26 protein-coding genes are annotated in these 23,129 nt (G+C 32.4%); 10 read left to right on the top strand and 16 right to left on the bottom strand.

Going from position 1 to position 23,129, the window contains the following annotated elements; all coding sequences use genetic code 11:
* Positions 1 to 6 precede the first annotated feature (6 nt).
* Positions 7 to 1,122, bottom strand: coding sequence for a chorismate-binding protein (locus Q0822_RS08670; RefSeq protein WP_299122595.1), 1,116 nt, complete (start codon positions 1,120 to 1,122; stop codon positions 7 to 9).
* A 3-nt stretch (positions 1,123 to 1,125) separates the two neighbouring features.
* Complete coding sequence (locus Q0822_RS08665) at positions 1,126 to 1,551, bottom strand: hotdog fold thioesterase (RefSeq protein WP_299122593.1); 426 nt, start codon at positions 1,549 to 1,551, stop codon at positions 1,126 to 1,128.
* 54 nt (positions 1,552 to 1,605) lie between these two features.
* On the opposite strand from Q0822_RS08665, the gene Q0822_RS08660 reads away from it, so the two are divergent.
* Positions 1,606 to 2,247 (top strand): esterase, encoded by a 642-nt coding sequence (locus tag Q0822_RS08660; protein WP_299122591.1) that lies wholly within the window; start codon positions 1,606 to 1,608, stop codon positions 2,245 to 2,247.
* 40 nt (positions 2,248 to 2,287) lie between these two features.
* On the opposite strand, the gene Q0822_RS08655 is transcribed toward Q0822_RS08660, so the two are convergent.
* The gene (locus tag Q0822_RS08655; protein ID WP_299122589.1) at positions 2,288 to 2,611 is read right to left on the bottom strand and encodes a YtxH domain-containing protein; all 324 of its coding nucleotides are present in this window, start codon (positions 2,609 to 2,611) and stop codon (positions 2,288 to 2,290) included.
* Between the two features lie 305 nt (positions 2,612 to 2,916).
* On the opposite strand from Q0822_RS08655, the gene Q0822_RS08650 reads away from it, so the two are divergent.
* Positions 2,917 to 3,777: an AraC family transcriptional regulator gene (locus tag Q0822_RS08650; RefSeq protein ID WP_299122587.1), complete on the top strand. Its 861-nt coding sequence runs from the start codon at positions 2,917 to 2,919 to the stop codon at positions 3,775 to 3,777.
* 58 nt (positions 3,778 to 3,835) lie between these two features.
* On the opposite strand, the gene Q0822_RS08645 is transcribed toward Q0822_RS08650, so the two are convergent.
* The 3 genes from Q0822_RS08645 to Q0822_RS08635 form a co-directional block, all read right to left on the bottom strand.
* Complete coding sequence (locus Q0822_RS08645; RefSeq protein ID WP_299122586.1) at positions 3,836 to 5,593, bottom strand: serine hydrolase; 1,758 nt, start codon at positions 5,591 to 5,593, stop codon at positions 3,836 to 3,838.
* Positions 5,594 to 5,694: 101 nt separating this feature from the next.
* Positions 5,695 to 6,939: a sigma-70 family RNA polymerase sigma factor gene (locus Q0822_RS08640; protein WP_299122585.1), complete on the bottom strand. Its 1,245-nt coding sequence runs from the start codon at positions 6,937 to 6,939 to the stop codon at positions 5,695 to 5,697.
* Entirely contained in the window at positions 6,939 to 7,286 is a 348-nt protein-coding gene (locus Q0822_RS08635) for a YciI family protein (protein ID WP_299122584.1), read from the bottom strand. The genes Q0822_RS08640 and Q0822_RS08635 overlap by 1 nt, the downstream gene beginning before the upstream one ends.
* 213 nt (positions 7,287 to 7,499) lie before the next feature.
* Between Q0822_RS08635 and Q0822_RS08630 the strand changes: the two genes are divergently transcribed.
* Entirely contained in the window at positions 7,500 to 7,850 is a 351-nt protein-coding gene (locus Q0822_RS08630; RefSeq protein WP_299122583.1) for a hypothetical protein, read from the top strand.
* On the opposite strand, the gene Q0822_RS08625 is transcribed toward Q0822_RS08630, so the two are convergent.
* Entirely contained in the window at positions 7,843 to 8,790 is a 948-nt protein-coding gene (locus Q0822_RS08625) for a nitronate monooxygenase (protein WP_299122582.1), read from the bottom strand. The genes Q0822_RS08630 and Q0822_RS08625 overlap by 8 nt on opposite strands.
* Positions 8,791 to 8,954: 164 nt before the next feature.
* Between Q0822_RS08625 and Q0822_RS08620 the strand changes: the two genes are divergently transcribed.
* A complete protein-coding gene (locus Q0822_RS08620; protein WP_299122581.1) occupies positions 8,955 to 9,455 on the top strand; it encodes a nicotinate-nucleotide adenylyltransferase in 501 nt (166 codons plus the stop codon).
* A gap of 54 nt (positions 9,456 to 9,509) precedes the next feature.
* On the opposite strand, the gene Q0822_RS08615 is transcribed toward Q0822_RS08620, so the two are convergent.
* Both Q0822_RS08615 and Q0822_RS08610 read right to left on the bottom strand, forming a co-directional pair.
* Complete coding sequence (locus Q0822_RS08615) at positions 9,510 to 10,739, bottom strand: class I SAM-dependent rRNA methyltransferase (RefSeq protein WP_299122580.1); 1,230 nt, start codon at positions 10,737 to 10,739, stop codon at positions 9,510 to 9,512.
* Positions 10,740 to 10,886: 147 nt separating this feature from the next.
* Positions 10,887 to 11,618: a bacteriorhodopsin-like gene (locus Q0822_RS08610; RefSeq protein WP_299122579.1), complete on the bottom strand. Its 732-nt coding sequence runs from the start codon at positions 11,616 to 11,618 to the stop codon at positions 10,887 to 10,889.
* 113 nt (positions 11,619 to 11,731) lie between these two features.
* Here Q0822_RS08610 and Q0822_RS08605 point away from each other — a divergent pair, with 113 nt between their 5' ends.
* Positions 11,732 to 12,631 carry a Brp/Blh family beta-carotene 15,15'-dioxygenase gene (locus Q0822_RS08605; protein ID WP_299122577.1) on the top strand — a complete coding sequence of 300 codons (900 nt, stop codon included), beginning with the start codon at positions 11,732 to 11,734 and terminating at the stop codon, positions 12,629 to 12,631.
* A gap of 56 nt (positions 12,632 to 12,687) precedes the next feature.
* On the opposite strand, the gene dnaK is transcribed toward Q0822_RS08605, so the two are convergent.
* On the bottom strand, positions 12,688 to 14,589 hold the full coding sequence (dnaK, locus tag Q0822_RS08600; RefSeq protein WP_299122575.1) for a molecular chaperone DnaK: 1,902 nt from the start codon (positions 14,587 to 14,589) through the stop codon (positions 12,688 to 12,690).
* 197 nt (positions 14,590 to 14,786) lie between these two features.
* On the opposite strand from dnaK, the gene Q0822_RS08595 reads away from it, so the two are divergent.
* Both Q0822_RS08595 and Q0822_RS08590 read left to right on the top strand, forming a co-directional pair.
* The gene (locus tag Q0822_RS08595) at positions 14,787 to 15,299 is read left to right on the top strand and encodes a hypothetical protein (protein WP_299122573.1); all 513 of its coding nucleotides are present in this window, start codon (positions 14,787 to 14,789) and stop codon (positions 15,297 to 15,299) included.
* Positions 15,300 to 15,415: 116 nt separating this feature from the next.
* The gene (locus tag Q0822_RS08590; protein WP_299122571.1) at positions 15,416 to 16,840 is read left to right on the top strand and encodes an L-serine ammonia-lyase; all 1,425 of its coding nucleotides are present in this window, start codon (positions 15,416 to 15,418) and stop codon (positions 16,838 to 16,840) included.
* 92 nt (positions 16,841 to 16,932) lie between these two features.
* Here the strand turns inward: Q0822_RS08590 and Q0822_RS08585 are convergent, their stop codons facing one another.
* Positions 16,933 to 17,391, bottom strand: coding sequence for a nuclear transport factor 2 family protein (locus tag Q0822_RS08585; protein WP_299122569.1), 459 nt, complete (start codon positions 17,389 to 17,391; stop codon positions 16,933 to 16,935).
* A gap of 106 nt (positions 17,392 to 17,497) precedes the next feature.
* On the opposite strand from Q0822_RS08585, the gene panB reads away from it, so the two are divergent.
* From panB to Q0822_RS08570, 3 genes are all read left to right on the top strand, one after another.
* Positions 17,498 to 18,316, top strand: coding sequence for a 3-methyl-2-oxobutanoate hydroxymethyltransferase (gene panB / locus Q0822_RS08580; protein WP_299122567.1), 819 nt, complete (start codon positions 17,498 to 17,500; stop codon positions 18,314 to 18,316).
* 76 nt (positions 18,317 to 18,392) lie between these two features.
* On the top strand, positions 18,393 to 18,746 hold the full coding sequence (locus tag Q0822_RS08575) for a four helix bundle protein (RefSeq protein ID WP_299122565.1): 354 nt from the start codon (positions 18,393 to 18,395) through the stop codon (positions 18,744 to 18,746).
* A gap of 35 nt (positions 18,747 to 18,781) precedes the next feature.
* Positions 18,782 to 19,480 (top strand): RluA family pseudouridine synthase, encoded by a 699-nt coding sequence (locus Q0822_RS08570; RefSeq protein WP_299122563.1) that lies wholly within the window; start codon positions 18,782 to 18,784, stop codon positions 19,478 to 19,480.
* Here Q0822_RS08570 and Q0822_RS08565 read toward each other — a convergent pair.
* From Q0822_RS08565 to pxpB, 5 genes are all read right to left on the bottom strand, one after another.
* Positions 19,477 to 20,277, bottom strand: a complete 801-nt coding sequence (locus tag Q0822_RS08565; RefSeq protein ID WP_299122561.1) for a histidine kinase — start codon at positions 20,275 to 20,277, stop codon at positions 19,477 to 19,479. The genes Q0822_RS08570 and Q0822_RS08565 overlap by 4 nt on opposite strands.
* Entirely contained in the window at positions 20,259 to 20,933 is a 675-nt protein-coding gene (locus tag Q0822_RS08560; RefSeq protein ID WP_299122558.1) for a hypothetical protein, read from the bottom strand. Before Q0822_RS08560 ends, Q0822_RS08565 begins: the two co-directional genes overlap by 19 nt.
* Positions 20,934 to 20,947: 14 nt before the next feature.
* Entirely contained in the window at positions 20,948 to 21,466 is a 519-nt protein-coding gene (locus tag Q0822_RS08555) for a hypothetical protein (protein WP_299122556.1), read from the bottom strand.
* Between the two features lie 89 nt (positions 21,467 to 21,555).
* Positions 21,556 to 22,404 (bottom strand): biotin-dependent carboxyltransferase family protein, encoded by an 849-nt coding sequence (locus Q0822_RS08550; RefSeq protein ID WP_299122554.1) that lies wholly within the window; start codon positions 22,402 to 22,404, stop codon positions 21,556 to 21,558.
* Positions 22,397 to 23,125 carry a 5-oxoprolinase subunit PxpB gene (pxpB, locus tag Q0822_RS08545; protein ID WP_299122552.1) on the bottom strand — a complete coding sequence of 243 codons (729 nt, stop codon included), beginning with the start codon at positions 23,123 to 23,125 and terminating at the stop codon, positions 22,397 to 22,399. The genes Q0822_RS08550 and pxpB overlap by 8 nt, the downstream gene beginning before the upstream one ends.
* Between the last annotated feature and the right edge of the window lie 4 nt (positions 23,126 to 23,129).

Here is a 23,129-nt window from a genome sequence, read left to right as displayed (position 1 = left end):
TTAGTCTTAATCAAGAACGTTGCCGATAGTTTTCGTTTTATTAACAGTTTCTTCCCATTCTTTTTCAGGAATAGAATCTTTAGTAATTCCACCACCAACATAGATTAAAGCTTCATTATCTTTTAGTTGCATACATCGCAAATTCACATAGAAATTAGATTGTGTTCTTACGACAGCATAAACACTATTTTCAACGTTTCTTCTATTTGTATTTCTTGTTTTTGATTGCTTTAAATTGAGTTCTCCCAAAAAACCTGTGTAGTATTCGCGATTATAGTTTTCATTCTGAAGAATAAAATCTTTGGACTTTTGTTTCGGAAATCCACAAACTGCAGGTGTTGGATGTAAGGCTTCAATTATAGATTTTAAGCTTGAGTCTTCTTCAATTACACTTGTAATTCTAGACTTAAGATGCATTAAATTTCCTGCTTTGACCGTTTCAACCTCAGAGATACTATTTTGCTTTGTGTAAGGTGCTATCTGATGCATAATATAATCCGTTACTATTTGCTGCTCTTCAATTTCCTTATCAGTCCAGATAGGTTTAGATGAACTATTATAAGGTTGTGTTCCTGCTAAAGAAATAGTCGTTAACTTTTTACCTTCAACTTTAAACAATAATTCTGGTGTTGCGCCCAGCCATAGACCTACTTTAGGATGATACCAACAATACACCATCGCATTCTTGTATGCATTAAAAAGCCTTTTGAAAATTGATATTGGATTATTTTTTGTCTGCTCTTTTGCATCATAACGCGACAAAACTACCTTTTTGAGTTCACCGTTTTTAATAGCTTCTATCCCTTTTGAAACTAAATTGATATGTGCATCTTTATTCGTTTCTGTGACAGCAAATTTTGTTGTGTTTTCATCACTTTCTAATTTATCGATCTCTAAAACAAAATGTTCACAATGAGCCTCAGGTAAAACAATACTTTGCTGATTAAAATCGAAAGGTGCAAACACAAATCCACTTTCTGTAAACGTATCTGTTTTATGCAAAACATCATCTTTTTGCAACCAACACTTAATAATAGAATTTATTGGTCTACTGTAAACTACAAAAGGTAATTGATTAGAATACTGCGTTTCTAAAGTTTTAAAAAATGAAGCTTCGTTCATTCTCTATTTATTTTTTGGAAGTGAAATCGTTGATAAACGACAAATTGAGATTAAATTATCCGCTTCGTCAGTCACTCTAATATCTAACAGTTGCGTTGTACGGCCTTTGTGTAAAAATGTAGCCTTAGCATAGACGTAACCTTCGGTAATACTTTTAAGGTGGTTCGCTGTAATCTCTAAACCTCTAACAAAATATTTATCAATATCTGTAAAAATGTGAGACGCAAAACTGCCTACACTTTCGGCTAAAGCCGCTGTTGCACCACCATGCAAAACACCATCTGGTTGATGTACTCTAGATGTTACTGGCATTCTAGCCACCAAGAAATCCTCACCATAATCCACCATCTCTATTTCTAAGGTTTCCATTAATGTGTTTTTACTCACAGCATTAACTTTGGATAAGAATTCTTCTTTAGATTGTTGCATAGAAATAGATTATTTTTAGAGTCGATTACAAAAATACTGAAACTACTAACAATAATGAATTCTCACGAAAAAGAAATCACATATAAAACAAGTAACTCCTACTCTACTTTAAACACATTTACTAAACGTACTAAAACGGTTTGGTTTGTTTGCCATGGCATGGGCTATTTGAGTCGTTATTTTCTCAGATATTTCAAAGATTTAAATCCTGAAGAGAACTATATTATCGCACCTCAAGCACCAAGTAAATATTACATTCAACCAAAAATGCATGTTGGTGCTAATTGGCTAACAAGAGATAATACAAAAGCCGGAATGGATAATATTCTCAATTACTTTGATGCGATTTTTGAAACTGAGACTATTCCAAATGATGCTAATCTCATCGTTTTTGGGTATTCGCAAGGTGTTAGTGTAGCTATGCGTTATATGGCAAAGCGTAAATTACAATGTTCGCAATTAGTATTACATTCTGGTGGCATTCCTAAAGAATTAACTGCCGAAGATTTTGAGTATATATCTAAAGACACAAAAGTAAAATTGATTTACGGAACTGAAGATGAGTATTTGGATGAAGCTAGAATAGAACAAGAATCTACAAGAGCCAAGGAATTATTTGGTGAACGCGTAACTATTCTTCCCTTTGAAGGGAAGCATGTGGTTAATGTGAATTACATAAATGCGCTAATAAAATAAAACCGTCATTACTGAATAATGACGGCTCAATTGATATCTTTTAGCTTGTCTGTTGAAGCGTTTTATTCTTTTCCTTAAGAATAGCCAATTGTTTTTCTAAAAACGTAATGGCCTTTTCTGTTTGGTAACTTGTTTTGGATGCAATATCCTTAATTTCTTCTTTTAATTTGTCTTTACCAGACTTAGCCGCTTTAGATACATCGTCTTTTACTTCTGTAAAATCACTAGAGATTTGATCTTTTATATCCTTACCTTCTTTCTTTAAGTGATCTCTTGTAACACTTCCTTTATCTGGTGCTAACAACACACCTGCTGCTGCTCCTATTAATGCACCTATAACTAGCGCTCCTTTAAACTGAATCATATCTTTTTCTTTTTTTAAATTAAACTCATTTTACTTATACGTCGTAAAACTTAGTGTTTTGTTACAAACAAGTTTAGTGCCAAGGATTTATTGAAGAAATTGAATATTCCGCTTAACATCTAGATATGGTCAGTTCGTATTGACTATATCGTTTGTTACTGAAACAAGTTCAGCACAAGTAAGCGAAGTTAGTTTTTTATAATTGAGAAATCAATACGTAGAACTACGTATTTTTAAACTTAGCAAGATTGGAAAAGTAAATCTCAAATGATACCTTTAGTTTTGTCTTCATAGAAACGATATACATGGCAGAACAACAAACATCTAAAGACTATTATCAGCAAAACTTAAATCGTATTGTAGATTTTATTCATAATAATTTAGATAGTAAAATTGATATTGCTTTGTTGGCTGAGTTGTCTCATTTTTCGCCTTATCATTTTCATCGTATCACAAGAGCCTTGCTAGGTGAACCAATCGGTGCATATATTACAAGAGCGCGTTTAGAAACAGCGGCTAAACTCTTACGTTATTCTGAAAATTCGATAGAACAAATTGCCTATAAAGTAGGTTTTGAGACTCCTTCTTCCCTTTCTAAAGCGTTTAAAAATTATTTTGGGATTTCGCCTAGTGCGCATCGTAACAAAAAAGAATTCATTATTAAAAAACAGAACATCATGAAAACAGAACTCAACATTAAAAAACCAAAAATCGTAGAACTAGAAGATCAAAAATGTTTGTACTATAGTATGCAAGGCGCTTATGAAAATTTAGACTATGGAACTGCTTGGGAAAAACTTTGGGGAGAAGTCAAAGCGCAACAGTTATTTACCAAAGGGATTCGACATATTGGTTTACCTCATGATGATCCTAAGGTTACAGAAGCCGATAAAATACGTTATGATGCGTGCTTAATTATTCATAAAGATGCCAAACCTAATGGTGATGTTGGTGTAAAAGAACTTAAAGGCGGAAAGTTTGCTTCGTTCTTATACCAAGGTAGTTATAAACATATTGCAGAAGTATATGACTATATGTTTAACGAGTGGTTAATCGATACTGATTATGAACTCAGAGATGCGCCTTGTAGAGAAAAGTACATCAGCGATGCAAGACGTGTCGAAGAGTCTAAACTTAAAACCGAATTTTATATTCCTATTAAGTAATATTCATAAAAAACCCTTGAAGTTATATTTCAAGGGTTTTTATTATATAATGATAAAACTACATTTTTTTACCTGTCATTTCTCTTCCACCTTGTAATAGCGTAACACTTTCAACATCTCCAGCTTCATTCTTATTAAAAGTTAGCTTAGCATCTACTTCCTTTAAATAGAATGTATTTTCAGATTGCGGAAAGATATCTAACATCGGTTGACCAGTAGCTTTCGCACTAAGTTGACTACCGTTTTTAGTGATTTCTATTATAAATTCTGGCATCAATTGATATTTACCAATATAGCTTTGTAATATAGCGTCAGGAACTACAACCTCTTTTTCAAATTCAGAGACATCAACGCCCAATTTCTTTAAATAATCAATCCCATTTTGATTATTTGGGTTCAGTTCTACCGACTTTTTATAATTTACAATAGCCTGCTCATTATGGCCTTGAGTCATCAAAGCTTCAGCATAACTATCGTAAACATTAGAAGATTTTGGAAACGCTTCAACATTTAGTTTAAAAACGGCTGCTGCTTCATTTATTTTTTCAGATTGCAATAATTGATAGCCAATAGCATTCATCTCATTTTCATTTAAATTGTAATCGCTAGATGATTTTATAGTGCTATAATTTACCAAAGCAGCTTTTAATCCGTTAGCTAATATATCCTCATACAAGGTATTAGCTACAGATTTTTTAGGAAAATCATAAGGTTTGTTATACAAAATGCCACGAATAGCTTTAGCCATATCGTTAAGAGGTGCTCCACCTGTATTATTTAATAATACAATTAATGATTTATCCGATGGAGCTCTAGTAATTAGAGTATTAAAGCCATTAATACCACCTCCATGACTAATGGTTGCTATACTTTCTTCTGTGTTGCCTATAGGTGCGCTAGCTATTCCCCAACCATAACCATAATGTCCATTCCATGCCTCTACATGCTCGCCAAAAAATAAATCCATAGACGCTTTTGAAAGTAGCTTGTTGGTATAAAGTGCCTGATCCCATAAGTATAAGTCTTCTACCGTAGAATATAAAGATCCGGCTGCATAGGGAAGTGACATATCTAGATATCTCGAATTAATAAGTTGACCTCCACTTTTTTCATAACCTGTAGCCCTGTTTTTTAAGATAGTGGCATGATGATCAAATCCAGAATCCTTCATGTTAAGTGGAGTAAAGATCTTTTCTTGCAACATTTGCTCATAGCTTTTACCTGAAATTTTTTCAATTAAAGCACCAAGTAGAAAATATGCAGAATTACTATAGCTAAATTTTTCGCCTGGTTTAAAATCTAAATCCATTTCAGAAAATGTTTTTATAAATTCAGTTGGTGTGGAAGGGTCTCTACTATCATTTTGAAAAAAACCTGGAAATGATGTGTAATTAGGAATCCCAGACGTGTGCGTTAATAAATGATGTGTTGTAATTATATCACCGCTAGCTTTAGGATAATCTGGAAGATATTTAGTTATTGGTGCTTGTAAATCTATCTTACCTTCTTCAGATAATTGAAGAATTAGCATGCCAGTAAATTGTTTTGTAATAGAACCTAATCTATGTTTTGTATTTGGTGCGTTAGGAATATCCCATTCCATATTAGCAAAGCCAAAGCCTTTTTTATAAATAACTTTTCCGTTTTCGGCTACCAAAACAGAACCATTAAAGGTTTTATACTCCGTATAGGTATCAATAAGTTTAGTGATTTGTTCTGTTTTACTCTGTGCAAAAGTGAGATTTACAAAAAGAAATAATGCTAATAGAATTATAACATTTGGTTTAAAAAAATGATGACTTGTTTGTGGTTTCATAATATAGTTTTTTGATTGATTTATTGTATGACGACTCATACTTGCGATAAGTTACAATTAAAATAACCAATTTTTTAAAACTTTTTTAATATTCTAAAACGTTAGAAATTTTTTAACCAATCCGCTTTCTTTTTTAATAAAAAATCTTTTTCTAAATTATTGGTAACTGTCTGCAAAGCCTTATCAATAGATTTAATTGCGTTTTTTTTATCATTAGTGTCCATAGAATAATCTGCTTTAGCTGCGTAATATAAATAAGCACGTTGTTCTAAATCTTCTGGTCGTAATTGTTTAAAATATGTATCTGCTTTACTGTAATCTTTATTCTGAATGCAAATTACAGCCATTGTAAGTAAATGTGATGGCATGGGCTGTAATTGATGTAAAGCCTCGTACCATTTTAAAATTTTACTCCAATTGGTGTCCTCAAAAGTACGTGCCTTTAAATGTTCGGCAGCAATGGCTGCTTCGTAATGATAACATGAAAAATCATCTGTTTCAACTGCTTTATGCATCATGGTATTCCCAAGTTGTATTAACGGAAAATGCCATAAAGCTCTATCTTGTTGTTTTAGATCCAATACTTCATTATCTACACTAGTTTTGGCTTCTAATCTTGCAGAATGAAAACACATTAAAGCAAATAAAGCATAGCACTCTGGTAATCGTGTTTGTTTATGTTTTAGTAATAACTTGCATAATCGCATAGCTTCACTACAAAGGTCTTCTCTAATTAATTGCGTTTTACTATTAGAATGAAATCCTTCATTAAAAATAAGATATAAGACTTCCATAACGCTTTCTAAACGCATAGGTAAATCCTTTCCCTGAGGAATATGAAATTGAATATCAGATTTATGAATAGCTTTACGAGCTCGCATGAGGCGTTTTTTAATGGTCTCGTCTTTGGTAAGTAATGCCGAAGCGATTTCTTTAGTACTAAAACCAGAGACGGTTTTTAAAGCAAATGAAATACGATCTCTTGGATCTAATTTGGGATGACAAGCTGTGAAAATCATTCTAAGCTGAGCATCCTCTATTTCTGAATCTAAGAATAACTCATTGATAGCAATAGCATCAGTACCTTGAGTTATATCTGGAAGGTTGTTTTTCTGAGATTTTAATGTTCTAAAAATATCTAAAACTCTATTCTTAGCCGCTTTTGTCAACCAAGCTTCAGGATGCTTTGGTTGTTCTTTTCTCCAAGATAGGCTGGCTTTTATAAAAGTATCTTGCACTGCATCTTCAATGATATCTAGATGTTGTAGTCCAAAAATACGCGTTAAAACAGAGACCATCTTTCCGCTATGGTGACGAAACAGATGGTCTACTAGTTTATTCTCCATTATTTATCAAATACCATAATTTCCCGAATCTCTACAGTATTTCCTAAATCATAATCAGGAAAATCTTGAGCAATTTCTTCTACAGCATCAAAGTCTTTGGCTTCTATTAGATAATAGCCACCTACAATTTCTTTAACCTCAGCAGAGGTTAAATCTGTAACCGTTCTGTTTTTACCAACAATACGTCTTATTTGTGGAGTTAATGCTTCACCACCTCTAAGAATCCCAGCTTGTTCCATCTTGCCTCCCCAAGCAAACCATTTTTCCATTCTGCTTTGCATATCCTCAGGAGATAATCCAAGATCTGTGTACTCTTTTCCGACGAAAATCATCATAAAATTTTTCATAATTTCTAAAAATTTAATAGTTTATATCCTTAAGACGTATATCAAAAGATTAAAGGGGACAATTTTTGAAAAAATTCTGTATGAAGTTAAAAACTTTTTAAAAATAAATTTAAATTTTAGCCACTTAATCGTAAAAATACCAATCCAAACGATTATTATATAGCACTATACTCTAAATGAGATACATTGTGCTTACAACCAAAAAATCACCTCTTGAAAACTGTATTTTTAATTTTAGCTCTATGCTTTATAAGTAACTGTAATGCACAATTTATTTCTGAAGATGACGGATTACATTTTGGAGTTGGTGCCGTAATTTCGGCCTCAACCTATGCGTTAGTATATTCTAAAACGAAAAATAAAAAGAAAGCCTTCTGGTATAGTTTAGGTCTTTCAACCTTGGCAGGTCTTTCAAAAGAATTATATGACAACAATATCGCATCGGGTAGATTTGATACCGGAGAACTGGTTGCCACATTTGCAGGTGGTCTTACTACGAGTTATACCTTTAACATATTTACTGGCAAGAATAGAAAGAAAAAGAAATTTGCTTATACTAATTAGTTAAGCCTTTTATAATTTCCTTTACAGGAAGAATGGCTTTTGTATGCTCAATACTTGGGCCAGCAACCCAAACGGTTTTATAAGTTGCTTTTTTCGCGGCATTCTCTGTAGCTTTCATTCCGATTGAAAAACGTACCATTTTCACCCACTTTTTAAGTTTACGATTCTTATTTAGTAAGTTTTCAATCCAAGTAGACTTTGTTCCTATTTTCTGAACATATGGTGTATTAATAACTGTACAAGGTGTGCCAGAAATACGCTCGGTCATAATAATATCTTCAGCACCATAATCTACACAAGCTTGCTTGTACTCATCGGTAACTCCTGCTTCTACTGAAGCAATAAAAGGACTACCAACTGAAACTCCTGCAGCACCATAACTTAGCATTCTATCGATATCTGCTTTGCATCCTACTCCACCAGCAGAAATTACAGGAATACTCAATTCTTTATGTAATAAACTAGTTAGTTGTTCTGGAGACAAGTTTCCTCTATGACCTCCAGCTTCATTATTCACGGCAATTGCTGCATCTGCTCCAAGCTGTTCTACCTTTTTTGCAAATCTTAAATCCGTTACATCACAAAAAACTTTAATGCCAACAGCATGGGCTTGTCTAATAGTTTCTTCAGGACTTCCTAATGAGGTGATAATAAAGTCACAGCCTTCTTCGCAAATAACTTCTAATTGGCCTTTATACTTAACGTTAGATTTATTTACAATTAAATTGAATCCAAATGAACCACCTTCAACTTTGTTTGCCTTTAGTTCTTTGAGAGCAGCCCTTAACTCATCTAATGTTCTATAATTTAATGCAGGTATACAACCCGCTATTCCAGCCTTCATTGCTTCTGTAACCATAGCTACATTAGATACCAAGAACATCGGAGCTTTAATTATTGGATACTTAATATTTAGAAGTTCGGTGAGTTGTGTTTGCATAAGTCTTGAATGATTAGAATACAAATATAATATATTTTATTATGCGTGCATAACATATAAGTTTATTATCTATTCTCAGAAATATGAGGGCATCTGATATATATCATTGTAAGGCTGCAACTTAAAATCTAATTTTAAATTATTAATCTTAAAAAACACTTATCATGAAAAAATCAATTTTAGTTATACTGCTACTCGCTATGAGTAGCCTAGTATTCTCGCAAGTTATTGAATTAAAGGAAGTTGAAATTACAGCAGTTAATTACAAGTATCTCAGTGCAGTTGATTCTGACGAAACCCCTATTTCGGTAAAAGAACTTGAGAAAAAAGTAGCTATGTACGATATAAAAAGTTCAGAGTTCTATAATGACGAATACAGTACCTACAATATTTCTTTCTATATACCAGATGGTAAGATACTAGCGGCTTATGACAAAAACGGCAAATTAATTAGAACGATTGAGAAATTTAAAAACGTAAAATTACCTAAAGCAGTTTCAAGTGCAATTGCTGAACGTTTTCCAAATTGGTCAATGGTTAGCGATGTTTACCAAGTTGTCTTTCATAAAAGCAATGATACAGCAAAAAAACAGTATAAGGTAAGACTCGAAAATGGAGACAAAAAAATGAAAGTAAAACTTGATGAAAAAGGTAATTTCCAATAAGTTGGTGACTTATTAGTTTTATTAAAAGAGTCTAACAGTAATGTTAGACTCTTTTTATTCTAAAAATCTATAATAACCACATTTTAAATAAGCACCTTCAGGAAAGCTAATAGGATGATCGCTATCGTGTTTTGTTTTTAGTAAGGTTTCAAAAAGTCGAGATTGCGCATTAAGCACTCTATTGTTTAAATCGAAAAACGATTGTGCTAAAACTCTAGATGAACAGGATGCTAAAACTAAAAGTCCGTTTTTAGCAGTAAGCTTCTCACCTAGTTCTGCTAATTGTGCATATTTCTTTTTTGCGAGATCAATTTCAGATTGTTGTTTAGCAAAACTTGGTGGATCTATAACAACCACATCAAAGGTTTTACCCTTTTCTATTAAGATCTTCATTTCTTTAAATGCATCACCAGAAATTGTTTTGTGTACTCCTGAATAGTCATTTAGTTTTCCATTTTCACTAGCCATATCCAAAGCCTGTTTACTTATATCTAAACTTGTGACTTCTGTTGCTCCATTAGCTAAGGCATGCACTGAAAATCCTCCTGCATATGAAAATACATCTAATACTGACTTTCCACTACTAAATTCTCCTACACGTCTTCTATTATCTCTATGATCTAAAAAATAGCCTGTTTTATGACCTTTTATAACATTAGCTGAGAAGTTTACACCATGTTCTACAAACTCAACTACTTCATTTTCTAAAACTCCATAAATAACTTCACCATCTTTTAGATTATGATTATCACTATTCTGTAATCCTCTACTTAGACGCATCACAACTGTTTCTGCTTTAGAAATTTGCTGCAAGCTTTTTAAAATAGATTCTAAATAAGGAAACCATATTTCTGAATACAGTTTTACTACTAAAACTTTGTTATATACATCAGCGATTAAACCTGGAAAACCATCATTTTCACCAAATAGTAAACGATAACTATTTGTGTTAGTTTTTAATAGTTCTGAACGTTTATCAAAAGCCAATTCTATTTTACGATGAAAGAAATCTGAATTAATCTCAGCTTTAGTTTCAGCATTATGTATGATTTTTATTCGGATTGGAGAGTTTGCATCGTATAAGCCTAAACCAACAACTTTGTTCTTGTTCTTGCTGAAAATTATAGATAAATCGCCTGTTTTAGCATCATCATTAATCTTTACGATACTATTTGAGAATACCCAAGGATGACCTTTCACAACGAATTGTTCTCCTTTCGCATTGAGCTTAACTGCTAAGCGTTTTGGATTGTCGTTGGATTTTATTTTATCTAAAAAAGACATTATTATTTATTAGGTTTCGAAAGTACAAAAGTTAAGCGTAGTGTCATTCCTGCTTTTGTGAGAATGACAAAATAATTATTAGAATTCCATAAAAAAACGCAACCAAATTAATGATTGCGTTTTAATACTACAATTTTCCTTTTTCGATTATGCCAGAGCATCCTGCTTTTTCACTGCTAAAGCATAAATAACTAAGCCAAAACCAATTTTGTTTATTGCATCAGCAATATTGTAAGCTACGTCTACGCTACCAGAACCTAAAATACTTGTATACCAACCTTCAGTACCTAACATGTAACCTAATGGATAGATTGCCCATCCCACTAGTACAAACCAGCACAAAATTTTGTGTGCTTTTAGTATCTCACCACCAGCCGCAACAGCCAATTTTTTAGCACTGCCTAACCAAATTTCATAAACTATCACGAAATAAGCTAGCCCTGAAATTCCGCCCCAAAGTGCTGCTTGTTCTGGAAAAACAGCTTCTCCAAAATATCCTGTTACTAACATAACAACAGATAATCCAATTAGCTTCCACATTAATGAAGGTTTTGCACCAGCTACTTTAAGAATAAGATAAAATTCAACACACATTAATGGCACAGTTAAAATCCAATCTACATACCTAAAAAATGTAGGTGATTCCATGTTTGCTGCCCAATAATCTCTCATATAGAAATAATGTACTGCTGCGATAAACGTAATTAGTCCTGATACTAAGACTGAAGTTCTCCATTTTTTATCAAATTGATTTAATGATAAAAAGAAAAATGCTGATGCAGCCATCATAGCCATACAACCAACAAAAAACGTAAAACCAACATAATCTGTTGGGTCCATTTTAGACGTAATGTCTGATAAAAATAAAATAGTTTTCATAATTATATATTTAGTTAATTAGTTTTGTTTAAACAAAATTACAATTAGTTAAACAAAATAATTTTACTTTTAACAATATTTTTAGTTTTTTATTAATAATCTTACAATTATTTATGAAAAATATTTATAATATATTAATTCCCTTAAGTTTTGTAGGTCTATGGGTTACTTCTATGGTTTCAAAAGAAATAGAAGTAATTTTAGGATTCATTTTAATATTTACGTTCGGGATATTACATGGGGCCAATGATATATTACTTATAGATACTATATCAAATAATAAGAAGACTTATCCCTTTATACGCGTCCTAATTACATATTTATTAACTGTTTTTATAGCAGTAGTTATATTTTATTTTTTTCCACTACTAGCACTTATCTTATTTATTGTTTTTAGTGCTTTTCATTTTGGACAGCAACACTGGGAGCATAAAGAATTAGAGACTTCAGTGATGATCAAAAACATCTACTATTTTCTCTATGGAATGGTAGTGCTTAATATTTTATTTATATTCAATGCTACAGAAGTTATAGAAGTTGTGACATCTATCACCAACTTCGAATTAGAAAAAATAACCATTAAAATTTCTTTAATTGTCTCTGGAAGTCTATTGTTTCTATTAGCATTATTTATTGCCAATACATCTAAATTTTTTAAATCTTATATTTTAATTGAATTATTTTATTTAATAATTTTTAGCATCATTTTTAAAGTCTCTAGTCTTATTTGGGGATTTACTATATATTTTATTTTGTGGCACAGTATTCCTTCTCTTTACGAGCAGGTATTATTCATTTATGGCAATTTTAATAAAAAAAATCTACTAAGATATTGCAAGACTGCCTTCCCGTATTGGATAATATCAATAATAGGTATTTTGATTGTATATAGTATTTTCAGAGATGATAAATTGTTTTACGCCATATTCTTTTCTTTTATTGCTGCTGTGACCTTTCCACATACTCTAGTAATAAACAAACTGTTTTCAAACAAAAAAACGCAATCAAATTAATGATTGCGTTTTTATCTATTTAGATTCTGAAACAAGTTCAGAATTACAAATCAAGGTTATTTCACTTCTTCGAAATCTACATCTTCCACATTATCGCCTTCAGCTTCTGGTTGCTCCGCTCCTGCTTCAGGACCTGCAGCACCGCCTTGCGCTTCTGCTTGTGCTTTGTACATTTCTTCACTAGCTACTTTCCATGCTTCGTTGATTTTCTCTAAAGCTGGATCTATAACTGCGATGTCTTTTGTTTCATAAGCTTTCTTCAACTCTTCAAGTGCATCTTCAATTGGCTTCTTCTTATCATCAGATAATTTATCACCAAATTCTTTCAATTGACTCTCTGTTTGGAAAATCATAGCATCAGCACTATTCAATTTATCAGCAGTTTCTTTTGCCTTCGCATCTGCTTCAGCATTTGCTTCAGCTTCTTGCTTCATCTTTTGGATTTCTTCTTCTGTTAATCCAGATGATGCTTCGATTCTGATATCTTGTTTTTTACCTGTTGCTTTATCTTCAGCAGATACTTTTATGATACCATTGGCATCAATATCAAATGTTACTTCAATCTGAGGTGTGCCTCGTCTTGCTGGTGGAATGCCATCTAAATGGAAACGACCAATCGTTTTGTTATCTGCTGCCATAGGACGCTCACCTTGTAATACGTGAATCTCTACTGATGGCTGATTATCTGCTGCTGTTGAGAATACTTGCGATTTCTTAGTCGGAATCGTTGTATTGGCTTCAATCAACTTTGTCATAACATTACCCATAGTTTCAATACCAAGAGATAATGGAGTTACGTCTAATAAAAGAACGTCTTTTACATCACCTGTTAATACACCACCCTGGATACCAGCACCTAGAGATACAACTTCATCAGGATTTACACCTTTACTTGGTGCTTTACCGAAAAATTTCTCTACAGCTTCTTGTACTGCAGGAATACGTGTAGAACCACCTACTAAAATCACTTCATCTATATCTGACTTTGATAAGCCTGCTGCTTTTAATGCTGTTTCACATGGTTCTATTGTACGCTTGATTAAATCGTCAATCAACTGCTCAAATTTAGAACGTGTTAATGTACGTACCAAGTGCTTCGGTCCACTAGCTGTAGCTGTAACGTATGGTAAATTAATCTCTGTTTGTGCAGAAGATGATAATTCTATCTTCGCTTTTTCAGAGGCTTCTTTAAGACGTTGAAGAGCCATTGGATCTTTACGCAAGTCCATATCTTCGTCAGCCATAAATTCTTCAGCCAACCAATTAATGATTCTTTCATCTACATCGTCACCACCTAAGTGTGTATCACCGTCTGTAGATAACACTTCAAATACTCCATCACCTAATTCAAGGATAGACACATCATGTGTACCTCCACCAAAATCGAATACAACGATTTTTTGATCAGTACCTTTTTTATCCATTCCGTAAGCTAATGCTGCTGCAGTAGGCTCGTTGATAATACGTTCTACTTTTAAACCTGCAATTTCACCGGCTTCTTTAGTAGCCTGACGTTGTGCATCATTAAAATAAGCTGGCACAGTAATTACCGCTCTGCTGACGTCTGATCCTAAATAATCTTCAGCAGTTTTCTTCATTTTCTGAAGAATCATAGCTGATAATTCTTGAGGTGTATATAAACGACCATCTATATCTACTCTAGGAGTATCATTGTCGCCTTTTACCACTTTATATGGTACACGTTCTGCTTCTTTTTTAGACTCAGAATACTTGTTACCCATAAAACGTTTAATAGAATAAACTGTTTTAATAGGGTTTGTTACTGCTTGTCTTTTTGCTGGATCACCAACTTTAATCTCACCACCTTCTACGAAAGCGATAACCGAAGGTGTTGTTCTCTTACCTTCAGCGTTTGGGATTACAACTGGCTCATTACCTTCCATTACAGAAACACAAGAGTTGGTTGTACCTAAATCAATTCCAATAATCTTACTCATAATATTTTTATGTTGTTAATAGTTTTTCGCTTTCACGAAAAAGTGTGTTATTATTTTTTAAACTCATCATCTATAAGTCAATGATTATGCCATGACAAAAAATGTGACATGATGTCAGATTCAGTTTTATTCAAATTATTTAATTCTTAACCTACTTTGGTATAGGCTTTGATATACTACTAGAAAACCTAAATATTATGAAACGTATATTATCCTTTATTACACTATTTACTTTATTATTAACAGCATGTGAAGGCCCACAAGGTCCTCCTGGATTTGATGGATTTAACGGACTAGATGGACAAGATGGTGGTATTATTGCATCGTCAGCTTTTGAAATAGCTCTAGATTTTACTGCCGAAGACAATTATGAGTTTATTGAAGCTTATGGTTTTGAAGTTCTTCCTTCTGATGTCACATTAGTATATATATCATGGGAAGTTGATGGTGGTCAAGATATATGGAGACTTTTACCACAAACTGAATATTTCGATGATGGAACCTTAGTTTATAATTTTGATTTTACACAAACAGATGTTCGTTTTTTCTTAGACGGAACAACAGACTTTTCGACTTTAGACCCTTCCTATACAGACAATCAAGTTTTTAGAGTAGTTGTTATACCTGCTGACAATGTCGGTCGAATTGATTTTACTAACTTGGATGCAGTAATGTCTATGTACGGAATTTCAGAATTTCAGAAAAGATAAGTTCACAATTTTATTAAAAAATCAAAACAGTTTTGGAATTGAAACCAGGGCTGTTTTTTTATGCGTTCATTTCAAACAAACTGTATATTTGTATACAACAAAATCAACCTAATTAGATGGAATGTATTTCTGTTTTTGATATGCTTAAAATTGGTGTTGGCCCTTCGAGTTCTCATACTCTTGGACCTTGGCGAGCAGCAGAACGATGGATAAAAGAATTAAAAGAAAAGAATCGTTTTGGTAAGGTTGAAAAAATCATAGTAGATTTATACGGTTCATTGTCTTTAACAGGAAAAGGTCACGCCACAGATTACGCAGTTTTATTAGGCTTAACTGGTGCAGACCCAGAACGTATTCCAGTTGAAGATATTGATACAATTATTGCTGAAATAAAAAATACCAATACAATACATTTTAATAATGAAAGAGAACTTCCTTTTGATATTAAGCAGCAAATCTTCTTTAATAGAAAGTTTTTACCATTTCATGCCAATGCGTTAGTATTTTCTGCATTGATAAATGGACGACATTATAAATCAACCTACTACTCTATTGGCGGCGGATTTGTGGTACAGGAGGAACGAAAAATTTCTAAAGCCAACAAAATAATTTTTTATTGCACATTTCCCTATCCTATTTCTTATGGTGATGAATTATTAAAATTCTGTCATCAATTAAGTTTACCGATTTCTGGAGTGGTCTTAGAAAATGAAAAATCCATACGAGATTCAGAATCTATTGATTTTGAATTGAAACGTATTTGGAATACAATGTTAGAATGTATGTATGTTGGTTGCCATACCGAAGGCAATTTACCTGGTGGATTGAACGTAAGACGACGTTCTTATGACATTCACAAAAATCTTATCGGAGACTTCAAATACAATAATCCTCAAGAATGGCTTGTAACAATTCGTAAAACCGAAGTTAAATTTCGTCAAATTTTAAAATGGGTAAGCTGTTTTGCTTTAGCCGTTAATGAAGTGAATGCATCATTAGGACGCGTTGTAACAGCTCCAACAAATGGAAGTGCTGGTGTTATTCCTGCGGTATTAATGTATTATATGGTTATTGAAAATCATGATGCAGACTTTGAACATATCAAAAAATTCTTGCTAGTTGCAGGTGAAATTGGCAGTATCTTTAAAAAAGGTGCTACAATTAGTGCTGCAATGGGAGGCTGCCAAGCAGAAATCGGAGTCTCTTCTGCAATGGCTGCTGGCGCGTTAACAGAACTTTTAGGTGGCACTCCAGAACAAGTCTTAGTAGCTGCAGAAATTGCAATGGAACATCATTTAGGTTTAACCTGTGATCCTATAGGAGGATTGGTGCAAATACCTTGTATAGAACGCAACTCTATGGGAGCTATAAAAGCCATTAGTGCTGCGGAATTAGCATTAGATACAGATCCAAAAAACGTTAAGGTTCCACTAGACAAAGTTGTTGCTACCATGTGGGAAACCGCTAAGGATATGAACACAAAATATAAAGAAACATCTGAGGGTGGTTTAGCAGTCGGAGTACATTTGACGGATTGCTAATTTAGATTGTTAGACCTCTAGATTTGTTAGATTATTAGACATGTTAGATTTTGGGAATATACTTTTCTAAAAAAGTCTGAAAATCTAATTATCTATTCTTGACACCCTTGTCGTCTTCTGGTATCAACTAAATAAATAATCTTCCAGTTATCATCTTCTTTTATCAACTGAAAAGAATTAACGCCACAATGGCTAAAATTTCCATTGTACCAAAACTCGTAAGGAGTCCAAGCATTTGCCATATTACCATCAACTTGGATATTAAATTCTAATAACCTTTCTTCAAAAGTCCTGTCCTTAGGAATGCTAGCAATATTTTTTACAAATTGGTAAAAATCATCCTCTTTTAAAACGGTTTTACCCTCCTTATTTACTGAGATAGATTGCATTTTTATATTGCCTTTAGCCATAGCTTTTAGAGCAGTAGTATCTTGCTTATGAAAAGCGTCAAAGAATTCTATGATTGTAGCCTTTACATTTTCGGTTTCAGGATTTTGAGCATTACTTATAGATACTAATATTAAAGTACAGATTAGTGGTAGTCGTTTCATAGAATTGTAGTTTTAAACAAATTAGTTATTTGTCAGTATTTGTGGATTAAATTAAAGAAAAGTTTAACAAATCTCATTATTTTTACAAACAACTAATTTTTACAACATGTCAGTAGCTAAAAAAGAATATAAAAGAATCACTGTGAAATCGTTAGTAGATATGAAATCTAGAGGCGAAAAAATATCTATGCTCACGGCATATGATTATACAATGGCTAAAATTGTAGATGGATCAGGTATTGATGTGATTTTAGTTGGTGATTCCGCTAGTAATGTTATGGCAGGCCATGAAACAACGTTACCTATTACATTAGATCAAATGATATATCATGCGTCTTCTGTAGTAAGAGCGATAGATCGTTGTTTGGTTGTAGTAGATTTACCTTTTGGAAGCTACCAAAGTGATCCTAAAGAAGCCCTACGCTCTGCTATAAGAATAATGAAAGAATCTGGAGGCCATGCCGTAAAAATGGAAGGTGGTAAAGAAGTGAAAGAATCTATAAAACGTATCTTGAATGCAGGTATTCCAGTAATGGGACACTTAGGTCTAACTCCACAATCTATATACAAATTTGGTACTTATACAGTTAGAGCAAAAGAAGAACAAGAAGCTGAACAACTTAAAGAAGATGCTTTAATGCTCGAAAAAGCTGGTTGTTTTGGTATCGTTTTAGAAAAAATACCAGCAAAGTTAGCAGAAGAAGTAGCCAAAAGTGTTAGTATTCCTGTTATTGGTATTGGAGCTGGTAATGGTGTTGATGGACAAGTTCTTGTTTTACACGATATGCTTGGTATGACACACGAATTTAATCCTCGGTTTTTAAGACGCTATATGCATCTATATGAAGGAATGACAAAGGCCATTTCTCAGTATGGTGACGATGTGAAAAGCGGTGATTTCCCTAATGAAAAAGAGCAATATTAGTTTAGATCATTAGACTTATTAGATCATTAGACTTTTAGATTGTTAGATTTCTAGACATTGTTTTAGATTTGCAAATATGGCTCATAAATTCAAAGAACTACAAATATGGAAAAGAAGTAGATTATTCTGTTCTCAAATTTATGATATAACATCGAAGTTTCCAGAGTCAGAAAAATTTGGACTTACAAATCAACTAAGAAGAGCTTCTGTTTCAATTCCTTCAAATATAGCCGAAGGTTCCTCTAGAAACTCTAATAAAGATTTTGCTCGATTTTTACAGATAGCAATTGGTTCTGCCTATGAGATAGAAACTCAGTTAATAATCTCTACTGATTTAAAATTCATAATGGATGAAGAGCTTAAATCTAGTCTTTCAGAATTAGAAGAAATTATTAAAATGATTTCGAAGTTTAAATCAACTTTAATCTAAACAGTCTAACTATCTAACCATCTAACCATCTAAAAGTGTCTAAAACTCTATCTCACAAATCGAATCTTCAAGTCCTTTATGAGGACAATCACATCATTATTGTAAACAAACGTGCAGGTGATATCATACAAGGTGATAAAACTGGGGATAAACCTTTGAGTGAGGTTGTAAAGGAATATATAGCTGAGAAATATAACAAACCGGGAAATGTTTACCTTGGGGTTGTGCATAGACTCGATAGACCAACTACGGGTGTTGTATTGTTCTCTAAAACTAGTAAGGCTTTACCCAGACTCAACAAATTGTTTGCTGAAAAATCTGCAAAAAAGACCTATTGGGCTTTGGTAAAAAATCAACCTCCAAAAACTGAAGACAAACTTATACATTGGTTAAAAAAGAATCCTAAAAACAATAAATCTACAGCTTACACAAAAGAAGTTGAAAATAGTAAAAAAGCGATTTTACATTATAAAACTATTAAAAAACTTGATAATTTTTATTTGTTAGAGATTGACTTAGAAACGGGAAGACATCACCAAATTCGTGTACAATTAGCATCCATAGGTTGTTCAATAAAGGGAGATTTAAAATATGGTTTTGATCGCAGTAATAAGGATGCAAGTATAAGTTTGCACGCTAGGACATTGCGTTTTATTCATCCTGTAAAAAAAGAAGCTATAACTGTTACTGCTCCTTTGCCTAATGATCCTTTATGGAATGCCTGTAATAATTAAATTGTTCTAAATGGGTAATCTAAATAAAGATTAGTACCTTTTTCTGCTTGAGATGTCAATTGATATTTTGCATTTATCAATTCTGCTCGTTTTTCCATATTAATAAGTCCAGAACCTTTTTCTGCTGAATTAATATTGAAACCTTCACCATCATCTTCTACTCTGATTTCTAACTTATCTTCCAGATAATGTAAATCGACCTTCAAATTTTCTGCTCCAGCATATTTTAAGGTATTTGAAAAAAATTCCTGCAAAATCCTGAATAAAATGATTTCATCTTTTTTATTTTCAAAATTTACTTTTTCGCCAGAAATATTAATGGTAGCGTTAATGAATCCAGATTTGTTTAAGCGCTCAATTTCATTTTTAACTGTGGCATCAAAACCTAAATTAAATATAACATCACTATTTAAGGATTTAGACAAAGCTCTTACTTCTTCTAAAGTACTTTTTAGGGTTTCTGCTGCATTGGTGACTTTAGTTTTAACTTCATCATTAACCACTTTTACAGCCGCATTCATTTGCATAGTAGACATGACAAGCATTTGACCGATGTTATCATGAAGTTCTCGACCAACATGCTTTAAAGTTTCTTCTTGTATTTCTTGTTGGGTTTTAATTAATTCTTCATCAAAAGCCTTTTGTTGATTAATTTTATCTAAAAGAAGTTTGTTTTTACGTTTTTGGAAGACGATAAAAAATAGAATAATTGTTACAGCAATAATTGCTATAACAACTATTGAGTAAACTAATACCGTTAAATCTAAATCCTCTTTATTTACTCCTCCTTGCTCCATAAAAATCCGATTATAAAACCACTATACAGAATAATATTTGATATTAAAAAAATATATGTTCTCAAAGTAACAAGACCAGGATTAACATTTTTATACAGGGGCATATATACTATCATGGGAGGTAAAACTAACCACCAAATCAATAAACCAATACTAATGTAGAATAATGAAGAGTTATAAAACTTAAGCACTTTATCGCTTATTAATATCTCATAAAAATATAAGGCAACACAAACAAAAACAACAAAAGTTGTCCAAATAAAACTATATTCCAAGTTGTATACGAAATAATCTGTTCCAGAAACATATAGATCTAAACCAACAATTAAAAATGAAATAAAAATTAAACTCTTTAATATTAATTTATTCATAGAGATTGAAACTATGGAGAGATAAAATTTTAAATAAAAAAAAAGTGAAAAAATTAAAAAAGCATTATATAACCATGCATTATATTCAAATTTTGTTCCAATTAAATTATCTAAAAAATCTATCTTTCCATAAAAATTTCTGTAAGAACCAACGGCTTCTACAAAAACTGTAATTACTAAAAAGTATACAAAAGGTCTCAATCTTGATTTACTTTTTTTCGATAAATGGAAAAAACCTGCAAATGCAGCTAATAATTCGAAAAAGGTAATGATGAAACCTTCCATATATTTATATAAATTTATTGGGGATAATTTGCACCGGGAGGATAGCCGCTTTGTCCAAAATTCAATCCATCAGCACCTTTAATATCACCACTACCACCTTGTAACATTGGAAACATACTGCCATTAGATTTATTTGACTTACCTGTTGGGACAATAAACATGGTGGTTAAACCTTCTTGCCCATTAGCTTTGGGATACGCTCCCAAATAAACTCGTAAACCATCCATGGTATAGCCTAACTCACCTGCTTGGTTCTCTGCATGATTGATAAAATTCTGAATATCTTCTATTGGCCACCAAGATGATCTATTATCTCCTCCATCAGTAGATTTTTTAAAAAGTGAATCATTAATAATACGATGCTTTATGTCATAAGCTTTATCAAGAACCATGGCTTGATTTGATGTAATGATGCCTTTAGGCGCAACTGTTGGTTGTCCAGATTCCATGTCTGCGACATCCTTGGAACAATAAAAATACATAGCTAATGCTCCTAAGATAATTCCTAGGAGGAGTAATCCGAATTTTTTCATAATAAGTTAGATTATTTAATTAATAGTCCTTCTAAATTATTGAATTTATTGAACATACGGAATTTTTTATTAAATGTTTTCTTACAGTATTAGTCTTTTAGACTGATTTTTAATCTTTTACCTGTTGTTTTTTGGCTTAAAACGTTTATAGCCTTTTCAGTTAGTTGAAGAATTCTAGGATAACCACCTGTAGTTTGACAGTCTCGCATCAAAACAATCAATTGTCCTTTTGGAGTTAATTGAATTGTTCCTGGTAAAACTGGAGCCGTTAATATTGGCATTAATGTGTTTTCTAACAAGGGCTCCAACTGATAGGCCATTCTGTTATTAAGCTTAGAAACCTTCAATTCTGAATGAAACAATCTATTCTTTTGGTCACTAGAAAGCCTTTCAAATTCTGGTCCTTTATAAACCTCAAGGTTATTGCTGTCTAATATCGAATTGTCAAATTTAACATGCGCATTTGAATTTTTAAATTCTCGATTTACATCTAAATAACCAATACTATCATCAATAGAAAGATACTTGGTCTTGGTAATATTATTAAACATGCTTCTGCTTTTAAAAACCTGCTCAGTAATAAATCCTCCTTTAACAGCTAAGTAACTTCTAAATCCTTTGTCTAATCTACCAAAACTGAGTATATCATTACTTTCTATTGCTATTACTGAATTTACCTCAATAGGTACATCATTTAATTTAGGTTTCATATGTGCACCAGAAATAGCAATACTTGTAGGTTTTAAAAATTGAAGTTTTGGACCAACCATTGTAATTTCTAAAGTTGCACATCTCTTAGAATTACCTAATAAAGCATTAGCAAATTCACAAGAATACAAATCCATAGCACCAGATATAGGAACACCATAATTTCTATATCCAAATCGTCCTTGATCTTGAATGTTACTGTAAAATCCTGACTTTAATACTTTAATCACACTTTAATGATTTTAGATTAAACAGCGAATTTTCCAAACTTCTAGTAATAGTGTTATGTTCTGAAACACTAATAGACTGGAATTGAATTTTATCACCCGCTTTAATAAAGCATGGTGGATTAGAATTGGTATTAAATAATTCTATTGGTGAATTACCAATGATATGCCAACCACCAGGACTATCTTGAGGGTATATTCCGGTTTGTTGTCCTCCAATGGCAACAGACCCTTTTTTTACATTTAGATTTGGAGTCGTTTTACGGTCTAAAAATAATCTAGAGTCTAATCCTCCTAAGTACAGAAACCCAGGTAAAAATCCGATAAAAAAAACAGTATAAATGGTATCGGAATGCAGCTTAGTTATTTCAGATTTTGAAAGTTTTTTTTGGTTTGAAAAATTCTCTAAATCTATTGCAAATTGATCAGCATAGCACACTGGGATTTTCCAATGAGAAGGTTTTGTGCTTTCAGATTCATTTTGTTGAAGATACAGTGATTTTAGAGTAAATATCTTGCTATTGAAACTATCAATAGCATAATCATAAACAATTAAAAGTGAATTATATGTGCTAATTACTTCAACTTTTTGTTTAATATTATTATTTTCAATAAGAAATTTGAACCTTAACACGTCTTGAAGTATATTTTCGTCAATAATAGCTTTCCATTCTATCAAAATAGAAGACTCATTATAGCGAGAATACTTAAGATTATAAATCATAAAT

Source organism: uncultured Winogradskyella sp. (genome assembly GCF_947496485.1).
Classification (GTDB): domain Bacteria; phylum Bacteroidota; class Bacteroidia; order Flavobacteriales; family Flavobacteriaceae; genus Winogradskyella.
Note: the sequence above shows the minus strand (reverse complement) of the source record. Positions and strands in the feature narration are given on the sequence as shown.

Coding starts and splice junctions, on each gene's coding strand:
- Q0822_RS08670 (WP_299122595.1), bottom strand. CDS start 1,122: ATGAACGAAGCTTCATTTTTTAAAACTTTAGAAACGCAGTATTCTAAT.
- Q0822_RS08665 (WP_299122593.1), bottom strand. CDS start 1,551: ATGCAACAATCTAAAGAAGAATTCTTATCCAAAGTTAATGCTGTGAGT.
- Q0822_RS08660 (WP_299122591.1), top strand. CDS start 1,606: ATGAATTCTCACGAAAAAGAAATCACATATAAAACAAGTAACTCCTAC.
- Q0822_RS08655 (WP_299122589.1), bottom strand. CDS start 2,611: ATGATTCAGTTTAAAGGAGCGCTAGTTATAGGTGCATTAATAGGAGCA.
- Q0822_RS08650 (WP_299122587.1), top strand. CDS start 2,917: ATGGCAGAACAACAAACATCTAAAGACTATTATCAGCAAAACTTAAAT.
- Q0822_RS08645 (WP_299122586.1), bottom strand. CDS start 5,593: ATGAAACCACAAACAAGTCATCATTTTTTTAAACCAAATGTTATAATT.
- Q0822_RS08640 (WP_299122585.1), bottom strand. CDS start 6,939: ATGGAGAATAAACTAGTAGACCATCTGTTTCGTCACCATAGCGGAAAG.
- Q0822_RS08635 (WP_299122584.1), bottom strand. CDS start 7,286: ATGAAAAATTTTATGATGATTTTCGTCGGAAAAGAGTACACAGATCTT.
- Q0822_RS08625 (WP_299122582.1), bottom strand. CDS start 8,790: ATGCAAACACAACTCACCGAACTTCTAAATATTAAGTATCCAATAATT.
- Q0822_RS08620 (WP_299122581.1), top strand. CDS start 8,955: ATGAAAAAATCAATTTTAGTTATACTGCTACTCGCTATGAGTAGCCTA.
- Q0822_RS08615 (WP_299122580.1), bottom strand. CDS start 10,739: ATGTCTTTTTTAGATAAAATAAAATCCAACGACAATCCAAAACGCTTA.
- Q0822_RS08610 (WP_299122579.1), bottom strand. CDS start 11,618: ATGAAAACTATTTTATTTTTATCAGACATTACGTCTAAAATGGACCCA.
- Q0822_RS08605 (WP_299122577.1), top strand. CDS start 11,732: ATGAAAAATATTTATAATATATTAATTCCCTTAAGTTTTGTAGGTCTA.
- dnaK (WP_299122575.1), bottom strand. CDS start 14,589: ATGAGTAAGATTATTGGAATTGATTTAGGTACAACCAACTCTTGTGTT.
- Q0822_RS08595 (WP_299122573.1), top strand. CDS start 14,787: ATGAAACGTATATTATCCTTTATTACACTATTTACTTTATTATTAACA.
- Q0822_RS08590 (WP_299122571.1), top strand. CDS start 15,416: ATGGAATGTATTTCTGTTTTTGATATGCTTAAAATTGGTGTTGGCCCT.
- Q0822_RS08585 (WP_299122569.1), bottom strand. CDS start 17,391: ATGAAACGACTACCACTAATCTGTACTTTAATATTAGTATCTATAAGT.
- panB (WP_299122567.1), top strand. CDS start 17,498: ATGTCAGTAGCTAAAAAAGAATATAAAAGAATCACTGTGAAATCGTTA.
- Q0822_RS08575 (WP_299122565.1), top strand. CDS start 18,393: ATGGCTCATAAATTCAAAGAACTACAAATATGGAAAAGAAGTAGATTA.
- Q0822_RS08565 (WP_299122561.1), bottom strand. CDS start 20,277: ATGGAGCAAGGAGGAGTAAATAAAGAGGATTTAGATTTAACGGTATTA.
- Q0822_RS08560 (WP_299122558.1), bottom strand. CDS start 20,933: ATGGAAGGTTTCATCATTACCTTTTTCGAATTATTAGCTGCATTTGCA.
- Q0822_RS08555 (WP_299122556.1), bottom strand. CDS start 21,466: ATGAAAAAATTCGGATTACTCCTCCTAGGAATTATCTTAGGAGCATTA.
- pxpB (WP_299122552.1), bottom strand. CDS start 23,125: ATGATTTATAATCTTAAGTATTCTCGCTATAATGAGTCTTCTATTTTG.